At 68.0% G+C, this 16,300-nt stretch carries 16 protein-coding genes and 1 pseudogene; 6 read left to right on the top strand and 11 right to left on the bottom strand.

Going from position 1 to position 16,300, the window contains the following annotated elements:
- Positions 1-291 precede the first annotated feature (291 nt).
- The 3 genes from DEQ92_RS15545 to DEQ92_RS15535 all read right to left on the bottom strand — a co-directional run bounded on the left by DEQ92_RS15545 (position 292) and on the right by DEQ92_RS15535 (position 2,035).
- Complete coding sequence (locus DEQ92_RS15545; RefSeq protein WP_008096551.1) at positions 292-537, bottom strand: hypothetical protein; 246 nt, start codon at positions 535-537, stop codon at positions 292-294.
- A gap of 307 nt (positions 538-844) precedes the next feature.
- On the bottom strand, positions 845-1,666 hold the full coding sequence (locus tag DEQ92_RS15540; protein ID WP_115821108.1) for a molybdopterin synthase: 822 nt from the start codon (positions 1,664-1,666) through the stop codon (positions 845-847).
- A 24-nt stretch (positions 1,667-1,690) separates the two neighbouring features.
- On the bottom strand, positions 1,691-2,035 hold the full coding sequence (locus DEQ92_RS15535) for a hypothetical protein (protein ID WP_004976410.1): 345 nt from the start codon (positions 2,033-2,035) through the stop codon (positions 1,691-1,693).
- Between the two features lie 93 nt (positions 2,036-2,128).
- Here DEQ92_RS15535 and pyrH point away from each other — a divergent pair, with 93 nt between their 5' ends.
- Both pyrH and lysS read left to right on the top strand, forming a co-directional pair.
- On the top strand, positions 2,129-2,842 hold the full coding sequence (gene pyrH / locus DEQ92_RS15530) for a UMP kinase (RefSeq protein WP_004976409.1): 714 nt from the start codon (positions 2,129-2,131) through the stop codon (positions 2,840-2,842).
- Between the two features lies 1 nt (position 2,843).
- Positions 2,844-4,517: a lysine--tRNA ligase gene (gene lysS / locus DEQ92_RS15525; protein WP_115821107.1), complete on the top strand. Its 1,674-nt coding sequence runs from the start codon at positions 2,844-2,846 to the stop codon at positions 4,515-4,517.
- A gap of 42 nt (positions 4,518-4,559) precedes the next feature.
- Here the strand turns inward: lysS and DEQ92_RS15520 are convergent, their stop codons facing one another.
- Together DEQ92_RS15520 and DEQ92_RS15515 are read right to left on the bottom strand one after the other, a co-directional pair.
- Positions 4,560-5,075: a BGTF surface domain-containing protein gene (locus tag DEQ92_RS15520; protein WP_115805371.1), complete on the bottom strand. Its 516-nt coding sequence runs from the start codon at positions 5,073-5,075 to the stop codon at positions 4,560-4,562.
- 97 nt (positions 5,076-5,172) lie between these two features.
- Positions 5,173-5,712, bottom strand: a complete 540-nt coding sequence (locus DEQ92_RS15515) for a hypothetical protein (protein ID WP_004976406.1) — start codon at positions 5,710-5,712, stop codon at positions 5,173-5,175.
- Positions 5,713-5,843: 131 nt separating this feature from the next.
- On the opposite strand from DEQ92_RS15515, the gene DEQ92_RS15510 reads away from it, so the two are divergent.
- From DEQ92_RS15510 to DEQ92_RS15500, 3 genes are all read left to right on the top strand, one after another.
- On the top strand, positions 5,844-6,296 hold the full coding sequence (locus DEQ92_RS15510) for a hypothetical protein (protein WP_004976405.1): 453 nt from the start codon (positions 5,844-5,846) through the stop codon (positions 6,294-6,296).
- A gap of 139 nt (positions 6,297-6,435) precedes the next feature.
- Positions 6,436-8,223 carry a site-2 protease family protein gene (locus tag DEQ92_RS15505; protein ID WP_004976404.1) on the top strand — a complete coding sequence of 596 codons (1,788 nt, stop codon included), beginning with the start codon at positions 6,436-6,438 and terminating at the stop codon, positions 8,221-8,223.
- A gap of 105 nt (positions 8,224-8,328) precedes the next feature.
- Positions 8,329-9,837, top strand: a complete 1,509-nt coding sequence (locus DEQ92_RS15500) for a heme-binding protein (RefSeq protein ID WP_115821106.1) — start codon at positions 8,329-8,331, stop codon at positions 9,835-9,837.
- Positions 9,838-10,020: 183 nt separating this feature from the next.
- Here DEQ92_RS15500 and DEQ92_RS15495 read toward each other — a convergent pair whose 3' ends face one another.
- The 5 genes and pseudogenes from DEQ92_RS15495 to DEQ92_RS15480 form a co-directional block, all read right to left on the bottom strand.
- Positions 10,021-10,269, bottom strand: a complete 249-nt coding sequence (locus tag DEQ92_RS15495) for a hypothetical protein (RefSeq protein WP_049905183.1) — start codon at positions 10,267-10,269, stop codon at positions 10,021-10,023.
- 139 nt (positions 10,270-10,408) lie between these two features.
- The gene (locus DEQ92_RS15490; protein ID WP_004976401.1) at positions 10,409-10,876 is read right to left on the bottom strand and encodes an SHOCT domain-containing protein; all 468 of its coding nucleotides are present in this window, start codon (positions 10,874-10,876) and stop codon (positions 10,409-10,411) included.
- 49 nt (positions 10,877-10,925) lie between these two features.
- Positions 10,926-11,221 (bottom strand): annotated as a pseudogene (locus DEQ92_RS15485) (cell surface protein); the annotation flags it as partial.
- A gap of 102 nt (positions 11,222-11,323) precedes the next feature.
- Complete coding sequence (locus DEQ92_RS23935) at positions 11,324-11,494, bottom strand: hypothetical protein (protein WP_004976399.1); 171 nt, start codon at positions 11,492-11,494, stop codon at positions 11,324-11,326.
- Positions 11,494-12,567 (bottom strand): aldo/keto reductase, encoded by a 1,074-nt coding sequence (locus tag DEQ92_RS15480; protein ID WP_004976398.1) that lies wholly within the window; start codon positions 12,565-12,567, stop codon positions 11,494-11,496. Before DEQ92_RS15480 ends, DEQ92_RS23935 begins: the two co-directional genes overlap by 1 nt.
- 174 nt (positions 12,568-12,741) lie before the next feature.
- Between DEQ92_RS15480 and DEQ92_RS15475 the strand changes: the two genes are divergently transcribed.
- Complete coding sequence (locus DEQ92_RS15475; RefSeq protein WP_115805368.1) at positions 12,742-14,919, top strand: GH32 C-terminal domain-containing protein; 2,178 nt, start codon at positions 12,742-12,744, stop codon at positions 14,917-14,919.
- Positions 14,920-14,932: 13 nt separating this feature from the next.
- Here the strand turns inward: DEQ92_RS15475 and DEQ92_RS15470 are convergent, their stop codons facing one another.
- Positions 14,933-16,222 (bottom strand): glycoside hydrolase family 68 protein, encoded by a 1,290-nt coding sequence (locus tag DEQ92_RS15470; RefSeq protein WP_115821105.1) that lies wholly within the window; start codon positions 16,220-16,222, stop codon positions 14,933-14,935.
- Between the last annotated feature and the right edge of the window lie 78 nt (positions 16,223-16,300).

Here is a 16,300-nt window from a genome sequence, read left to right as displayed (position 1 = left end):
GTCACCGGGGGAGTGTGGTGGAGGCCGTTCCAGCGGGCTTACGCGGGGGTTCGGTTACGCTGCGCCGTGGGAGGGACATCGGTTCGTCGGCGTCACGATCCGGGCGGGGCAATCGGGCAATCGGGCAGTCGGGCAGTTGAGTCACGTCTCGGCTTGGGTTCCGAGCGCGCTCGGTGTGGGCTGTGGGGCTGTGGGTCGTTTCAGGGCTGCGTTCAGTTCGTCCGGGGACCGTCCGGGCGGTGCGCGGTGTTGCGCTGGCGTCGGTCGGGACCGGGGCGGGCAATGCGGGTTTCAGGCGGTCTCGACGCGCCACGTGGTCGCGCTCGTGTACGACCACTTCTCGATGGTCAGGTCCGTCGCGGAGTCGCGGAGCTTGACCATCAGTGCGCCGATTTCCTTGGGAGACAGGCCGACGTCGTCGGCGATGAATTTGCTCTTGAAGTACATCTCGCCGTCCTTCGCACGGTCGAGCAGGTACTGCTTGAGGCGGTCTTCCTTGGAGCCACTGTCGGTGGAGGGGGATACTGTTGCGCTCATCTGGTACACCTCACTTCCACCTAATGGCCCATCACCTGTTATAAAGGAAGGTCCGTTAGAATTAGTTCGGCCGCTTTCAGCCTGAATCGACTCAAATGGTACATTTTAGGAATCTTCGAAATCGGCTTAGATTTTTTAGAATCGGTTTTGAGGAATCCTTTCTGCAAATCATCTTTTGAATATATGGGGGCAAATACGCCCCGTTTTGCGCCGTCAGACGCCGCATTTTGCGGCAACAACATCCGCAATATCGGCCGATTTTCGCGCCTTCGCGACTATCCGCGTATTCTGAATAATCCGCCCCGCCTCAGCGGTCGTGGACCCAGAACTCCTCGTCGGAGGTCGTCTCCTTCTTGAATATCGGCACCTCGTCTTTCAGGCGGTCGATACCGTCTTCGACCGTTCTGAACGCCTCTCGCCGGTGGCCAGCGAGGACGACGACGAACACGATGTCCTCGCCGTCGCCGACGACGCCCACCCGGTGGTGCATGAGGACGCGGAGGACGCCGTCGCGCGCCTCCAGTTCCTCCGAAATCGCGGCCATCTTCGACTCCGCGACGCCGTCGTACTTCTCGAATTCGAGGCTGAGCGTCGGGTCGTCGTCCTCGGACTCCTTCGCGCGCACCCGTCCGGTGAACGTCGCAATCGCTCCGGCGTACACTTCGAGCGGGTCCGCCTTCGCGCGCTCGACCAGCGTTTCGAGCGTGACGTGCGGTTCGTGCGAGTCGACTTCGGCGGCGAGAGACCCCACGTCCGCCGCGTCGGCCGTTTCGACCTCCGCGACGACGTTCGCCGCGTCGGCCGTTTCGACCTCCGCGACGACGTTCGCCGCGTCGGCACCCGCGAGCGCGACGGTCGGGACGCGCGCGTCGGGGAATCCCGAGAGGAGCGCGTAGTCGTACTCCGCCGAGAGGTCGTCGAGGAGGCCGTCGAGGTCGCGGTCGTCGCCGGTTCCGACCCAGTTGCCGTCCGGCGAGAGCCCGTACGCGGCGGCGGCACCGTCTGTCGACTTCGGTTCGGTCGCGCTCTCGGGGAGCGATTCGACGGTGGCGACGCGGCCGTCCAACTGCGCGGCGAGTCGGTCGCAGAGCGTCGTCGCGCCCGCGCCGACGATTCCGAGGACGTGCATACCCGAAGGACGGCCCGCGGCGGTTTAAGATTGCTCCGTGCCGGTCTCGTCAGACTCGGCCGGCGGCTCCGCCTCGTCCGCCTCGGGGCGCGGGCGGGTCCGATAGAGGTGGACGGCGAGGGCCACGCCGGCCAGACTGAGGAGCGTCGCCAGCCACGGGGCCGCCGCGCCGACGGGCGTGTCTGCCGTCGCGGGCAGCGTGTCGAACTGCCAGAGCGCCCAGCCGACCGAAAAACAGGCCACCAACGCCCAGTTGAAGACGGTCCGCCGGTCGAACTCGCCGCGTCGGTGGCGGGCGAGAATCGCCCCGAGGGCGAGCACCCAGCCGACGACGATGAGCGTGACCGTCTCCACGGTGACGAGTCGCATACCGGTAGTCGCCGCGAGAGTGGTTTAAACCCCCCGACACGGGCGTCTCGCACTTGATAACCCTTAAGATGCGCTCACGGATATCCGTGTGCAATGAGAGTCGTCATCTCCATCGGCGGAAGCGTGCTCGCGCCGGACCTCGACGCCCGACGCGTGGAGGGTCACGCCTCCGTCGTCGAAACGCTCGCGCGAGACGGGTGCGAAATCGGTGCGGTCGTCGGCGGCGGCGGCGTCGCCCGCGACTACATCGGTGCCGCCCGCGACCTCGGCGCGAACGAGGTTCAACTCGACCAGATCGGCATCGACGTGACCAGAATCAACGCCCGCCTGCTCATCGCGGCGCTCGGCTCGCAGGTCGACCCCAAGGTCGCCCACGACTACGAGGACGCCGGCGACGCCATCCGACGCGGCGACATCTCGGTGATGGGCGGCGTCATGCCCGGCCAGACCACCGACGCCGTCGCGGCCGCGCTCGCCGAGTACGTCGACGCCGACCTGCTCGTCTACGCGACCAGCGTCGACGGCGTCTTCAGCGCCGACCCGAACACCGACCCCGACGCGACGAAGTTCGAGGAGATGACCGCCGCGGAACTCGTCGACGTCATCGGCGACATCGAGATGAACGCCGGCTCGTCCGCCCCGGTCGACCTCCTCGCCGCGAAGCTCATCGAGCGCGCGAAGATGCGCACCATCGTCCTCGACGGCACGGACCCCGACCGCATCACGCCGGCGGTCCTCCGCGGCGAGCACACGGGCACCGACATCATCCCCGAGGGCGGCGACGAACCGACCTACTGGGCCCCCTGAGATGACGACCGACGACCCCTCCCGCGGCGACGCTCCCGCCGCGGACGCGACCGACGGCGACGGCGACGCGGTCGCCAATCACCACGGCTTCTGGGCCGACGAGGTCGCCGACGAAATCGAGGCCCGCGACCCCGACGAGCCGGTCGTAATCAAGGGCGGCGTCTCGCCGTCCGGCGTGGCCCACCTCGGCAACTTCAACGAGATTATGCGCGGCTACTTCGTCGCCGAGGTGCTCCGCGAGCGCGGCCACGAGGTCCGGCAGGTGTTCACCAGCGACGACAAGGACCCGCTCCGAAAGCTCCCGCGGAAGCTCGCGGACGCCGACGGCAACATCGTCGGTCTCGGCGAGGTCGACGCCGGCGCGCTCGGCCGCAACCTCGGCAAGCCGTACACGTCGATTCCGGACCCGTTCGGCGAGGCCGAGTCGTACGCGGCGCACTTCGCGGCGCTCCTGAAGGCCGACGCCGACCGCCTCGGCGTCCCGGTGGAGATGATTTCCAACACCGAGCTGTACGAAAACGGCGACTTCGACCCCGTGGTCGAACACGTCCTCGAACACGCCGACACCGCGCGCGAGGTGCTGAGCGAGTACCAGTCGAAGGTCGACGAGGACTACGTCCCGTTCAACCCCGTCTGCGCCGAGTGCGGCAAAATCACCGAGACGGTCACGGACATCGACCTCGACGCCGGCACCGTCGACTACGTCTGCACCGACATGACCGTCGGCGACAACACCATCGACGGCTGCGGCCACGAGGGGACCGCGACGTTCCGCGAGGGGAAGCTCCCGTGGCGCTTCGAGTGGCCCGGCCAGTGGCAGGTCCTCGGCGTCGACTTCGAGCCGTTCGGGAAGGACCACGCCGAGGGCTCGTGGCCCTCCGGCACGGACATCGCCGAGAACGTCCTCGGAATCGAGCCGCCGGTGCCGATGGTGTACGAGTGGTTCACGCTCAACGGCGAGGCGCTGTCGTCGTCCGCCGGCAACATCGTCACCGTCGCGGAGATGCTCGACCTGCTCGAACCCGAGGTGCTCCGGTACTTCTTCGCGCTCAACCCGCGGAAGGCCCGCGACCTCGACCTCACGCGGCTCGACCAGCTCGTCGACGACTTCGACCGCTTCGAGCGCGCCTACTTCGGCGAGGTCGACGACGAGAGTCTGACTCGCTTCGCCGAGCGCGCCTACCCGTTCGTCGTCGACGAGGTCCGCGAGGACCGGGTTCGGCTCCCGTACACGTTCGCGGCCGTCCTCGGCATGACCGACGACGAGGACCTGCGCGTCAAGATGGCCCGCAACGAGGGCTTCTTCGACGAGGACACGCCCGACGAGGTGGTCGACGAGGCGCTCGCTCGGGTCGAACGCGCCCGCCGCTGGGCCGAGAAGATGGACAACCAGTACAACTACCGCCTGCAGGTCGACCTCCCCGAGTTCGACTTCGAACCCGCGGTCGAGGCCGCCCTCGACGACCTCGCGGACTTCGTCGCCGAGGGCCACGACGGCGAGGCGATTCAGGGCGAAATCTACGAGACGGCGCGCCGCCACGACATCGAGATGGGCGACTTCTTCGCCGCCGGCTACCGCCTGTTCTTCGACGCCGAACAGGGCCCGCGGCTCGGCGAGTTCCTCGGCGAGCTAGAGCGCGACTTCGTCGTCACGCGGCTCCGCCGCGAGGACTGACCTCGCGCCCCGCAGGGCGCGGTTCGCTGTTTACTTCGATTCTCACGCCCGACGACCCGCGAGCAACGCCGCCGCGCCGAGCCCCGCGACCGCGAGCGCGCCGAGACCCGCGCCGAAGCCGGGGATTCCGGTGTCGGTCGTCGATGCCGAGGTGGTCGTCGTCGCTGCGTCCTCGACGACGACGCCCTCGGCCTCCGCGAGCGCGCTCGACTCGTTGCGGACCGAGACGGAGAACGTCGAGCCCGGCGGAATATCCGAGAAGTCGAGGGTCGCCGAGAAGTTCCCGTCATCGCCGACGACGGCCTCGCTCGTCTTGAGGAACCGCGGGCTCGTGTCGCCGGCCGACTGGACGCGGACCGAGACCGTCGTCCCCGCTTCGAGGTCGCTCGTCCCCCGAATCGTCGCGTCTTCGGCCTGCGTGACGGTCACGTTCCCGCCGGTCGTCGCGAGGCTCACCGACGGGGCGTCCTGTGCTGCGGCCGCGGTCGCCCCGCCGACGAGCGCGGCGCAGACGACGGCGGCGACGACGAACCAACGGAGTCGGATTCGTTCGAACATGCCATCCGACACTACTCGAATTCGGGAGAAATAGATACTCAAATGTCAAATAGCTCTTTGAGTTACCGGCGGCGCGGGGGCGATGACTCGGTCGGTCTCAGTTCTCCTCGATGGCGTCTATCACGACCGCACCGACGACGGCGAGTCGCGGGTCGAGACGCTCGCGGTCCACGTCGATAGTGTACTTGTCCCGGAAGGAGAACCGCTCGTCCACCGCGCCGACCGGCTCGCCGGCCGCGTCCTCGATGCGGTACGAGAAGGGAATGAGCGTCGTGAGGAGCCGTCTGGCGACCGCCATCGGGACGTTGTCCTCGACGATTCGCCCCACGACGGAGCCGTCGGGGCCGAGCAGTTGGTAGGTGTGTTTGGCGAACGAGAACGCGCCGCGTTTGACCGCGCCGACGCGCTCGCCGGTCCGGCTGTCGACGATGTCGTAGGCGGTCGACACGTCGAGGACGCTGTCGGCCTTGACGCGGAAGCGCTCCTCGCCGGTGTCGTGGTCGTCCAGCCGGAAGTCCTCTTTCAGCTTGAACTTCTTTTGCTTCGCCGAGAGGATGGGGTCGTCGCCCTCGTAGACGACGTACTTGTTGCCGATGGACACCTTCTGTCGGACCTCGTAGCGGGAACTGTCGAACACGGTACTCGATGGTCGCCGGGGTGGCTAAAACCCTTCTGGGGGACGACTTATGTCCCCGACGCGCGTACGGATGGACGGGCTCGTTCCCCCGCGAACGACGCCTACCGCGGCCTCGCCGCACCACACTTCACATGTCTCTCATCGACTTCATCCGGTCCGTGGAGGAATCGCAAGACGAATTCGACGTCGAACTGGAGGAGTTCGACGCCGACTCCGAACAGGAAGCCGTCGACGACGAGTCCTCGGGCGGCCGCTCGTACGGCCGGCTGTTCCTCGTCGCCTTGCTCCTCGTGGGCGTCGCCTACGCCGTCTCCCGGCTTCGCTCGTCGTCCGGCGACTCCTTTACCGACATCGCGCTCGCCGACGACGACGCCGAGAGCGAGACGGCGACCGACGACGACGCGGCCGACGACGAAGACGCCACGGTCACCGTCGAACACGACCCCGAAGACGAGACGGAAGACGCGGCGTCCGACGACGAAACTGACGAGGCCGACGGCGACGAAGCGGCCGATGCGGACGACGACGGCGCGGTCGAAGTCGAAATCGAGTCGCCCGGCGACGACGGCGACGAAGACGAGTAATCCCATTCGTGACGGCCGGCTGGCGGCGGCGCTCGCGGCCGCCGACGCCCGCCCGCGGTCGTCGAACAGCGGTACCGTGACCCGAACGGTGGTACCGTAACCCGAACGCCTTTTGGCCCGCGCCGCTTCCCTTCGGGCGATGAACACGCTGCTTTGGGTTCTCGCCGGTTTCATCGCCTACTCTCTCCTCGCGGCGCTGTTGCGTGCTCGCGGGATTCTCCCCGAGTACGTCCGCGTCCAAGGTCCGCTCACGACGGTCCACACCCGTCGCGGCCGCGAACTCCTCGACAGGCTCGCCGCCCCCAAGCGGTTCTGGCGGGCGTGGAGCAACGTCGGCCTCGGCATCGCCCTCGTCATCATGGCGGGGACGTTCGTCCTCCTCGTCTACCAGGCGGTCGTCATCCTCCAGAACCCGCCCGCGCCGACGCAGGTGAACCAGCCGCAGAACTTCCTCGTCATCCCCGGCGTCAACGACTTCCTCCCGCTTTCGGTCGCTCCGGAAATCCTCTTCGGCCTCCTCGTCGGTCTCGTCGTCCACGAGGGCGGCCACGGCATCCTCAGCCGCGTCGAGGGCATCGACGTGGAGTCGATGGGCATCGTCCTCCTGACGATACTCCCCATCGGAGCGTTCGTCGAACCCTCCGAGGAGAGCCAGCGCCGCGCCGACCGCGGCGGCAAGTCGCGGATGTTCGCCGCCGGCGTGACGAACAACTTCGCCGTCACGCTGGTCGCGTTCGCCCTGCTTTTCGGCCCGGTCATCGGCTCTATCACCGTCGCGCCGGGCGTCGCCGTCTCCGGCGCGTACGCCGGTTCACCTGCGGACGCGGCGGGCATCTCGGGCGGCGACCGCGTGACCGCCATCGAGGGCACGCCGGTCAACACGACGCAGGAACTCGACGCCGCGCTCCTCGCGACCGACGCGGGAACGGTGTCGGTCGAACTCGACGGCGAACGGACCGTCTCGGTCACGCGCGAACTCGTCGTCGCCGGCTCCGTCGAAGGCAACCCCGCGAACCTCACCGTCGAGTCCGGGACCGACCCGATTCGCGTGACCGCGGTCAACGGGACCGCCGTCTCGACGCGCGCCGGCTTCGAGTCGGCCGTCGGCGACTCGCGGTTCGCCCGCCTCGACACCTCAGCCGGCGAGCGCACCATCCCGGTCGGTGCCTACATCACGAACGTCGCAGAAGACGGCCCGCTGTACAACGCCACGGGGACGACGCAACCCCTCATCGTCTCGTCGTTCAACGGCGAGCGCATCACCTCATCGACGGGACTTCAGGAGGCGCTCGACCGGACAGCGCCCGACCAGACCGTCGCCGTCGAAGTCTACCGCGACGGCGGCTTCGAGACGGTGCAGGTGACGCTCGGCGAGAACCCGCAGGACGGAAACGGGTTCCTCGGCGTCAACATCTTCCAGGGGACGAGCGGCCTCCTCCTGACGGACTTCGGCACGCAGGAGTACCCCGCGGGGACGTACCTCTCGCTTCTCGGCGGTGACGGCGGCGACGGCGGCGGCCTCGGCAGCGCCTTCGCCGGGTCGCCCCTCCAGCTCGTCTACGTGTCGCTCCTGTTGCCCCTCGCGTCGGTCGTCCTCGGGATTCCGAACTTCCCCGGCTTCACCGGCGAGGTCATCAACTTCTACCAGGTCGGCGGCCCGCTCGGCTTCCTCGGCGGCGGCGTCTTCATCGTCGCCAACGTCCTGTTCTGGACGGCGTGGATAAACCTCCAGCTGGGGCTTTTCAACTGCATCCCCGGCTACCCGCTCGACGGCGGTCGCATCCTCCGGACCTCGACCGAGGCCGTGGTCTCGCGGCTCCCGGTCGACGACCCCCACACCGTCGTCCGGACCATCACGACCTCGATCGGGCTCACGATGCTCGCGTCGCTCGTGCTCATGATATTCGGGCCGACGCTCCTCGGCTGAGCGCCTCGGCCGCCCCGGTCGGGGTCGACTCGCCTCCCTTCGACGGTTCTCGAACCGCGAAAACGACTCGCAACTTCAATACCGGATGACTCCCTAGGCCCCCGTATGGTAGAGGCCCCACAGACCGACGAGGGCTGGTTCGCGCTGCACGACTTCCGAACCGTCGACTGGGACGCGTGGCGTGACGCGCCCGACCGCGAGCGCCGCCGCGCAATCGAGGAGGGCGTCGCGTACCTCGACGCCCACGAGGCGGTCGAGGACGCCGAGGCGGGCGCGTCCGCCGTCTTCTCCGTGCTCGGCCACAAGGCGGACTTCGTGGTCGTCCACTTCCGGCCGACGCTCGACGACATCTCCCGCGCCGAGCGGCAGTTCGAGCGGACCGCGCTCGCGGCCTTCACCGAGCAGCCGACCTCCTACGTCTCCGTCACCGAGGTGTCCGGCTACGTCTCGGACGACTACTTCGAGGGTAACGAGGAGGACATCGACACCGGGCTGCTCCGCTACATCGAGGGCAAGCTCAAGCCCGACATCCCGGCGGACACCTACATGTCCTTCTACCCGATGTCGAAGCGCCGCGGCGAGGAGCACAACTGGTACGACCTCTCGTTCGACGAGCGCCGCGACCTGATGTCCACCCACGGCGACACCGGCCGGAAGTACGCCGGGAAAATCAAGCAGGTCATCGCCTCCTCGGTCGGCTTCGACGACTACGAGTGGGGCGTCACGCTCTTCGGCGACGACCCGACCGACATCAAGGACATCGTCTACGAGATGCGCTTCGACGAGGTCTCCTCGAAGTACGGCGAGTTCGGCCAGTTCTACGTCGGCCGGCGCTTCCCGCCGTCTGACCTCGGCGCGTTCCTCGCGGGCGACGGCGTCCCGACCAGCGAGTTCGAAGACGAGTCCCACCACGGCGCGCACGCGCACGGCGAGGGTGGTCACCACCACGGCGGCGACGGCCACCATCACGGCGGCGAGAGCGACGACGGCGGGCACCACCACGGTGACGACGGCGGCGACGAAGCCGGCGACGAGGACATCCGCGGGCAGCTCGAAGACCTGAACATCTACGCCGGCAAGCCCCACGGCGAGGACGTGTACGCGACGGTCCTCTACTCCGAGGCCGACGCCGACGAGCTGTTCGACGAGGTCGAGGGCCTCCGCGGCAACTTCGACCACTACCCGACGCACGTCAAGACGGCCGTCTACGAGGCAAACGAGCGCGGTCGGGTCGCCGTCGTCTCCATCTGGGAGACGGCGTCGGCGGCCGAGACCGCCGCGGGATTCCTCTCGGAACTCCCCGGCATCGTCGAGCGCGCCGGCGAGGAGTCCGGCTTCGGCACGATGGGGATGTTCTACACCGTCAAGTCCGAACACCGCGGCGACTTCGTCGAGAAGTTCGGCACCGTCGGCGGCCTCCTCGAAGAGATGGACGGCCACTTCGACACGGACCTGATGGTCAACGTCGAAGACGAAGACGACATGTTCATCGCCAGCCAGTGGCGCTCGCAGGACGACGCCATGGAGTTCTTCCGCTCCGACGCGTTCCGCGACACGGTCCAGTGGGGTCGCGACGTGCTCGCGGACCGGCCGCGACACGTGTTCTTAGCGTAGCTCCGCGACCATCGGGAGCGGGGTGAGGAATCCCCATCGGGGGTGACGAACCTTTTTGTCCAGGTTTTGCCAGTGAGCGGAGCGAGCGCAGGAAAAGGTGGCGTGTACGTGCTCGCGGACCGGCCGCGACACGTCTTCCTCGCCTAACGCGGTCGAACGCCCAAAATCAGACTGCAGCTTTTTCTACGCGAGCGCGGCGCGAACGTCCCGGAGCTTCGGGCGGACCTTGTCGGTTCCGACGTTGTACGCGAAGTACAGCGCCACCGCGCCCATCACGACCGCCCACGCGGCGATTTCGACGTTGCCCTGTTCGAAGGTGATGAGCGCGAAGCGCTCGATGTACGCGCCGGCGAGCGAAAGCCCCGCACTCCCGAGACTGAAGACGAGAAGTTCGAGGAGGTCCGGAAGCAGGTCGACGAGTGAACTACGCATGGTCGTCCCGGACTCGGTCGAGCGTTGTGTCTCTTTTGGTCCCGGCACGCGGGTCGCCCGCGAGGCGCGCTCCGACTCCGACTCCGACTCGGTCACCGGTCGCCGCGGCCGTCCCTGCGTCCGGCCGACTCCCGTTCCGTCAGTTCTGCTCGAAGGCTCGCTCTCTCGCGTTTCCGGAGGGCGACTGCGACCGCGATTGCGACCCGGCGACGTAGCTCTCGGTTTCGACTAGCTTGTCGAGGCGGCGTTCGAACTCCTCGTCGGAGAGGTCGCCGGCCGCGTAGCGCTCTCGCAGCCGCTCGATGGCCGACTCGTCGTCCACGGGGTCGTAGGTCCCTCGGTCCGCCCTCCGCGCCCACTCGTCTTCGCCGTCGGACTCGCCGCGGTCACCGCGGAAGCGACGCAGGACGCGCCGCCCGCCGTAGGCCACCACCGCCGTCGACGGAGCGACGGCGAGGAACCAGACGACTGCGAGATGCACTTCGAGGCCCATCATCAGCGCGATGAGCATCATCCACACCCCGGTAACCACGCCTAAGAGCGGTGGGCTTCGGGCGACGGCGCGGGCCTCACGGGAGAGCGCCGAACCGAATCGTTCGAGGACCATTGGTCGAACGTGTCTCTCGAAATACAAAAAACTGCGTGAGCGGGTCGGGTTAGTTTCCGTCGCCGTTCCCGCGACCCGGAGCGTCGTCGCTTCGTCCCGGGTTATCGGCGTCGTCGCCGTCGGGGTCGTTCCCGTGGCCGCGGTCGTCGTCCTCCGGCGTGTAGACGTACAGGCAGTCGTTCTTGTACGAGCGGCCGAACTGGTCGGCGTCCTCGCAACAGAGCACGCGACCGTCGTCCATCACGGCGAGGTTGTCGACGTTGATGAGCGCGTCGTCGACCCGCTGGAGCTGGAGCCGCCGGTGGCGTTCGACATGTCGTCGTTGAGTTCGGCGGCGGCGGTGTAGTAGGCTGCTAAGTGCGATATATATCGAAGGGGAGCCCTCGTGAGCGTCGGTGACCGAACGGACAGAACGGAAAACAGCCGGGGTCGACCGCGGACGCGCCGTCAGCGCCCGTTTCGGACGTAGTCCACGGCGCCGACGACGCCGGTGAGGAGCGTCAGCGCTATCCAGCGACCGGCGTCGTCGCCGCGCTTCTTGGCGTCGAGGCTGACCAGCCACGCGAGCGCGACGTGGGCAACCGCGGTGACGCCGAGGAGGGTCTTCAGGCGACCCATCAGGCTTCGTTGCGCGCGCCCTTCGCGACGCGCTTGTCGAGGCCGGCCGCGCGGATGTCGTCGCCGTCGACCGACGAGCGGAGCGCGTCCATGCCATCGAAGCGGTCGATGCCGAAGTTGTCCGCGTACAGGTCCTCGACGCGGGTTAGCTCCTCGTCGGTGAGCTTCGGCACGTCGGAGGCCTTCGCCCACTCGTCGATGTCGTCTTTCGTGCGGAACGTCGGCGTGACGGCCGCGGTCTCGTCGTAGCCGAGGAGGTAGGCGATGGACGCCTGTGCCATGGTGCGCTCGCCGTCGCGTTCGAGGAAGCGGAGTTGTTCGAGCTTCTCCCAGCCCGTCTCGTACCACTCGTCGGGGCGGAAGCCGCGGTGGTCGCCGGAGCCGAGTTCGGTCTCGGGGCGGACCTGCTCGTTCAGGAGGCCCGAGGAGTGCGGCACGCGGGCGATGAGGCTCGTCGAGGAACCGGTCTCGCGGATGGTGTCGAGGAAGTGGTTGCCCACGTCCTGTTCGAAGGCGTTCCAGACGATTTGGAGCGCGTCGAACTCCTCTTCGATGGCCATGTCGCCTTCGGCCAGCCAGCCGATGGAGGGGCCGAGCGCCCAGCCGGTGGCCTTGATGAGGCCCTCCTCTTTCAGTTCGTCGAGGGCTTCGAGCACGTCGGGCGTGACCTCGTCGACGTTCGCGTTGTGGAGTTGCAGGAGGTCCACGTACTCCATGTCGAGGCGTTCGAGGCTCTTTTCGGTTGCCTCGCGGACCCACTCGCCGGTTATCTCCTTGGGGAGTTCGCCGTGGCCGGCCTGCGGGTTGTTGTAGAAGTCGTAGCCGATTTTGGTGGCGACGGTGACCTCGTCGCGGTAGTCGGCGAGGGCCTCGCCGACGACCTCCTCGGAGTGGCCGTGGCCGTACACGTCACCCGTGTCGAAGAAGTCGATGCCCCGGTCGATGGCGTGGTGGAGCATCTCGATGGAGTCTTCGTCCGAGCGGTCGCCCCACCAGTCGGTCCCGACGACCCACGCACCGAAGCCGACCTCGCTGACTTCGATTCCGGAGGTGCCGAGTTCGCGGTAGTGCATGGCCGGCCCTACGAATTGGGGCGACTTATTGGGTGTGTTTTGTTTTCGTCTCGTGGGAATCCCCGGCGTGAGCGGCGCTCGCGGCCCGCGGTCGCTCTCTGGATGCTGTGTGTATTTGCTCGCTACCGAGTGAATCCGCAGATTCATGCACGGTGATGTCGAACCACGCCAGCAATGGACGTGATTCCGGTTCGAGTCGGATTTCTCTTCGCGACCGAGCGTACGGAGGAACAGCGAGTGGCGTTCGAGTGGGCCGAGTCGATAGCGAGCGTCGAAACAATCTCTCTCGACGCCGTCGCAGCCGGGGAGACCGACCTTTCCGAGTTCGACGTGCTGTGGTGGCACTCCGACCGCCACGTCGACGCCGACGTGCGCTCCCTCGCGGCCGAGTGTGTGCCTGCACTGGACGCGTACCTCGCCGACGGCGGCGGACTCCTCCTGACGCTCAACGCCCTCTCGGCGGTCGACGCGCTGGGAATCGACCCCGTCGCGCCCGACGCGGTCGGGACCGAGAACTCGCCGCACCCGACCGGACTGCTGACGAAGTCCATCCACGCGGACCACCCGCTGTTCGACGGGTTCGACACGCTGGGCGTCCACCTCCAACCACCCGAAGCGCCGCGCCCCTTCGCCCGGTACGAACACGTCCTCCCCGAGAACGGGCAGGTCCTCGCCAGCACGCTCCACGGCGACGACTTCCTCGTCGCGCTCAAGTCCGTCGTCGCGTGGGACCGCGGCGCGGGCGCGGTCTACGGCATCGGTGCCGAGGTCGCCTTTCTCACCCACCACGGCAACGACTTCGAGACGATGGGCGCGAACGAGCACCTCCTCCGCAACGCGCTCGCGGTCCTCGGCGGCCCCGTCCACCGCAGACCGGCGTTCACCGACCGCCCCGCGGACGCCGAGGGGTTCGCCGCGATGCGCGAGCGACTCGGCGACGACCATCTCCGACCCCGGTACCACCTCGCCGGCCCCGCAAACTGGCTGAACGACCCGAACGGCGTCATCCAGCACGACGGGACCTACCACCTGTTCTACCAGTACAACCCCGGCGGGCCGTTCCACGGGTCGATTCACTGGGGCCACGCGACCAGCGAGGACCTCCTGCACTGGACGGACCGACCGGTCGCGCTCGCCCCGGACCCGGACGGTCCGGACCGCGACGGCTGTTGGTCCGGGTGCGCCGTCGTCGACGACGAGGGCGTGCCGACGATTATCTACACGGGCGGTCGCGACCACCACCAGCTTCCCTGTCTGGCGACGACGAGCGACCCGCTGCTCCGGTCGTGGGACAAAGCGCCCGACAACCCAGTCATCGAGACGCCCCCGGACGACCTCGACATCCTCGAGACCGACGACTGGGCCGCGGAGTTCCGCGACCACGCCGTCTGGAAGGTCGGCGACGACTGGTACCAGCTCATCGGCTCCGCAATCGCGGCGGTCGGCGGCGTCGCGCTCCTCTATCGCTCGCCCGACTTGCGCGAGTGGGAGTACGTCGGTCCGATTCTCTCCGGTAGCGAGGGTCACGGAACCGTCTGGGAGTGCCCGGAGCTCCTCGACTTCGGCGACCACCAACTGCTGCACGTCTCGAACTACGAGGACGTGCGCTACTTCGTCGGTACCGCCGACCTCGACGCCCCGGAGTTCGCGGTCGAACGCGAGGGCCTGCTCGACTACGGCGACTTCTACGCCCCGCAGTCCACCGTCGTCGACGACGGCCGGACGCTCGCGTGGGGGTGGGTCAAAGAGACCCGCGGCGTCGACGCGCAGTGGCGCGCCGGCTGGTCCGGGATGCTCTCGCTCCCGCGCGAGCTTTCGGTGACCGCCGCCGGCGAGTTCCGACAGCGACCCGCCGGAGAACTCGCCACCCTCCGCGGCCGTCACGTCGAACTCGACGCGAGCGCGCTCGACGCCGACGAGCACGCGTCGCTCGACCTCTCGGGCAACGCCTACGAACTCGCCGTCGACGTCGCGGTCGACGGCGACGGGGCGTTCGAACTCGGGCTGTTCGAGTCGCCGGCGCTTGGCGAGCGGACCGTCCTCCGGTACGACGGCGACCGCGTCACGGTCGACCGCGAGCGGAGCACCCGAGCCCACGACGCGGACCGAGAGCCCCGCTCGATGCCCGTCGAGGGCGAGTCGGTGTCGCTCCGCGTGTTCGTCGACTGTTCGGTCGTCGAGGTGTTCGCCGACGAGCAGCGCTGTCTGACGACCCGGGTCTACCCGACGCGCGCGGACGCCGACGGCGTCTCGGTCGCGGTCCGACGCGGCGAGGGCGACGGCCGGGTCGACGTCCGCTCGCTCGACGCGTGGGAACTCGACGCGACGTTCGAGGCGCGAAAACGAGCGTGACCGCCGCGTTCGTTCAGTAGTCGCCGCCGCGGGTGGCGTCCCCGTCTCGCTCCCACCACGGCGTCGGCAGTTCCTCGCGCGGCAGCGGCAGGTGTCCGTGGCCGAGGGTGTCGACGAGGTCGGTCTCGTCGCCGTCGAGAGCGACCCGGACGGTCGGCGCGAGCGTGCCGCCGAAGCGGCGCTGCTGTTCTTCGGGCGGGAGGAGTCCCACGTCGTCGAGGCTCGGTCGGTCGTAGTCGAAGTAGTTGAAGAACGACGAGACGAGGAGGTCGTCGCCGTGGTCGTAGACGAGCCACGAGTACGCCTGGAAGGGCGCGCCTTTCGGGTTCGTGAGAACCATCCCGTGGCCGTTCAGGGGTTCGTAGTCGCCCGCGAGGTCGTCGGCGACGAACCCGTAGAGGGCATCGTAGCCCGTCAGGCCGGGCGCGAACGTGTGGACGTGGCTGGAGACGAACAGGTGGTACGTCCCGTCGCGGACGACGAGGTGCGGGCGCTCCAGTTCCTGATTGACGCAGACGGCGTCGAGAAGCGGCGGCCGGAGTTCGAAGTCGGTCGGGTCGCCGGTCGGCGAGTGGGCGATGCCGACGCTCCCGTTGAACTCCTCCCAGACGGGGTCGTCGCACTCGCCGGTCCCCTCGGGGACGGGCGTGTTCGCCTCGAAGAGGAGGTACGTCTCGCCCGACGCGGGGTCCTCGAAGAACCACGGGTCGCGGAAGGTGTATATCATCCCGCGCGACTGGTCCTCGCGCTCGTACCAGTCGCCGTCCGGCGTGAGGATGATTCGGTGGTTCCACGACCCCTCGATGCTGAATCCGGCGTCGTCGGTGCGGACGGTCCCCCCGGTGGCGACTGCGATGCGCTGGGTGTAGGTCAGCTCCTCGGCGCCGTCCTCTCCGGCCGCGGTGTAGTAGAGATAGACGTCGTCGCCGTCGCCGTCCGGGTCGTACATCGCCGACCCGGCCCACTGACGCTGGCCGAGCGCGCCGCCGTCGAAGACGACGACGCCGGTGGTCCACTCCTCGCCGTCTCGGGAGTAGAAGTAGCGAATCGTCGCCACGTCGTGGCGCTTGCCGGGGAGGAGGTCCGACGACGACGTCAGCGAGAAGATGACGCGATAGCCGTCGATTTCGGCGACGGAGCCGTCGCGGTTCCGGAGGAACCACGTGTCCCAGATGTGCAGGTCGTCGTCAAGTCGCTCGTCCGGGGGATAGATGACCGGCGCGACGTTCGAGTCGTCGCGGCGGAGGCCAGCGGCGTGTTCCCGCGTCCACGCCGGAATCCCTTCTCTGAATTTTTCACTCATTATCGTGTAAACTCGGGCGACTGTGATAGGTTTCACCATTCGTATCACCCATCGGAGAGACACCCCACTCGGTCCGTT

This window comes from Haloferax sp. Atlit-6N, from assembly GCF_003383195.1.
Taxonomy (GTDB): domain Archaea; phylum Halobacteriota; class Halobacteria; order Halobacteriales; family Haloferacaceae; genus Haloferax; species Haloferax gibbonsii.
Note: the sequence above shows the minus strand (reverse complement) of the source record. Positions and strands in the feature narration are given on the sequence as shown.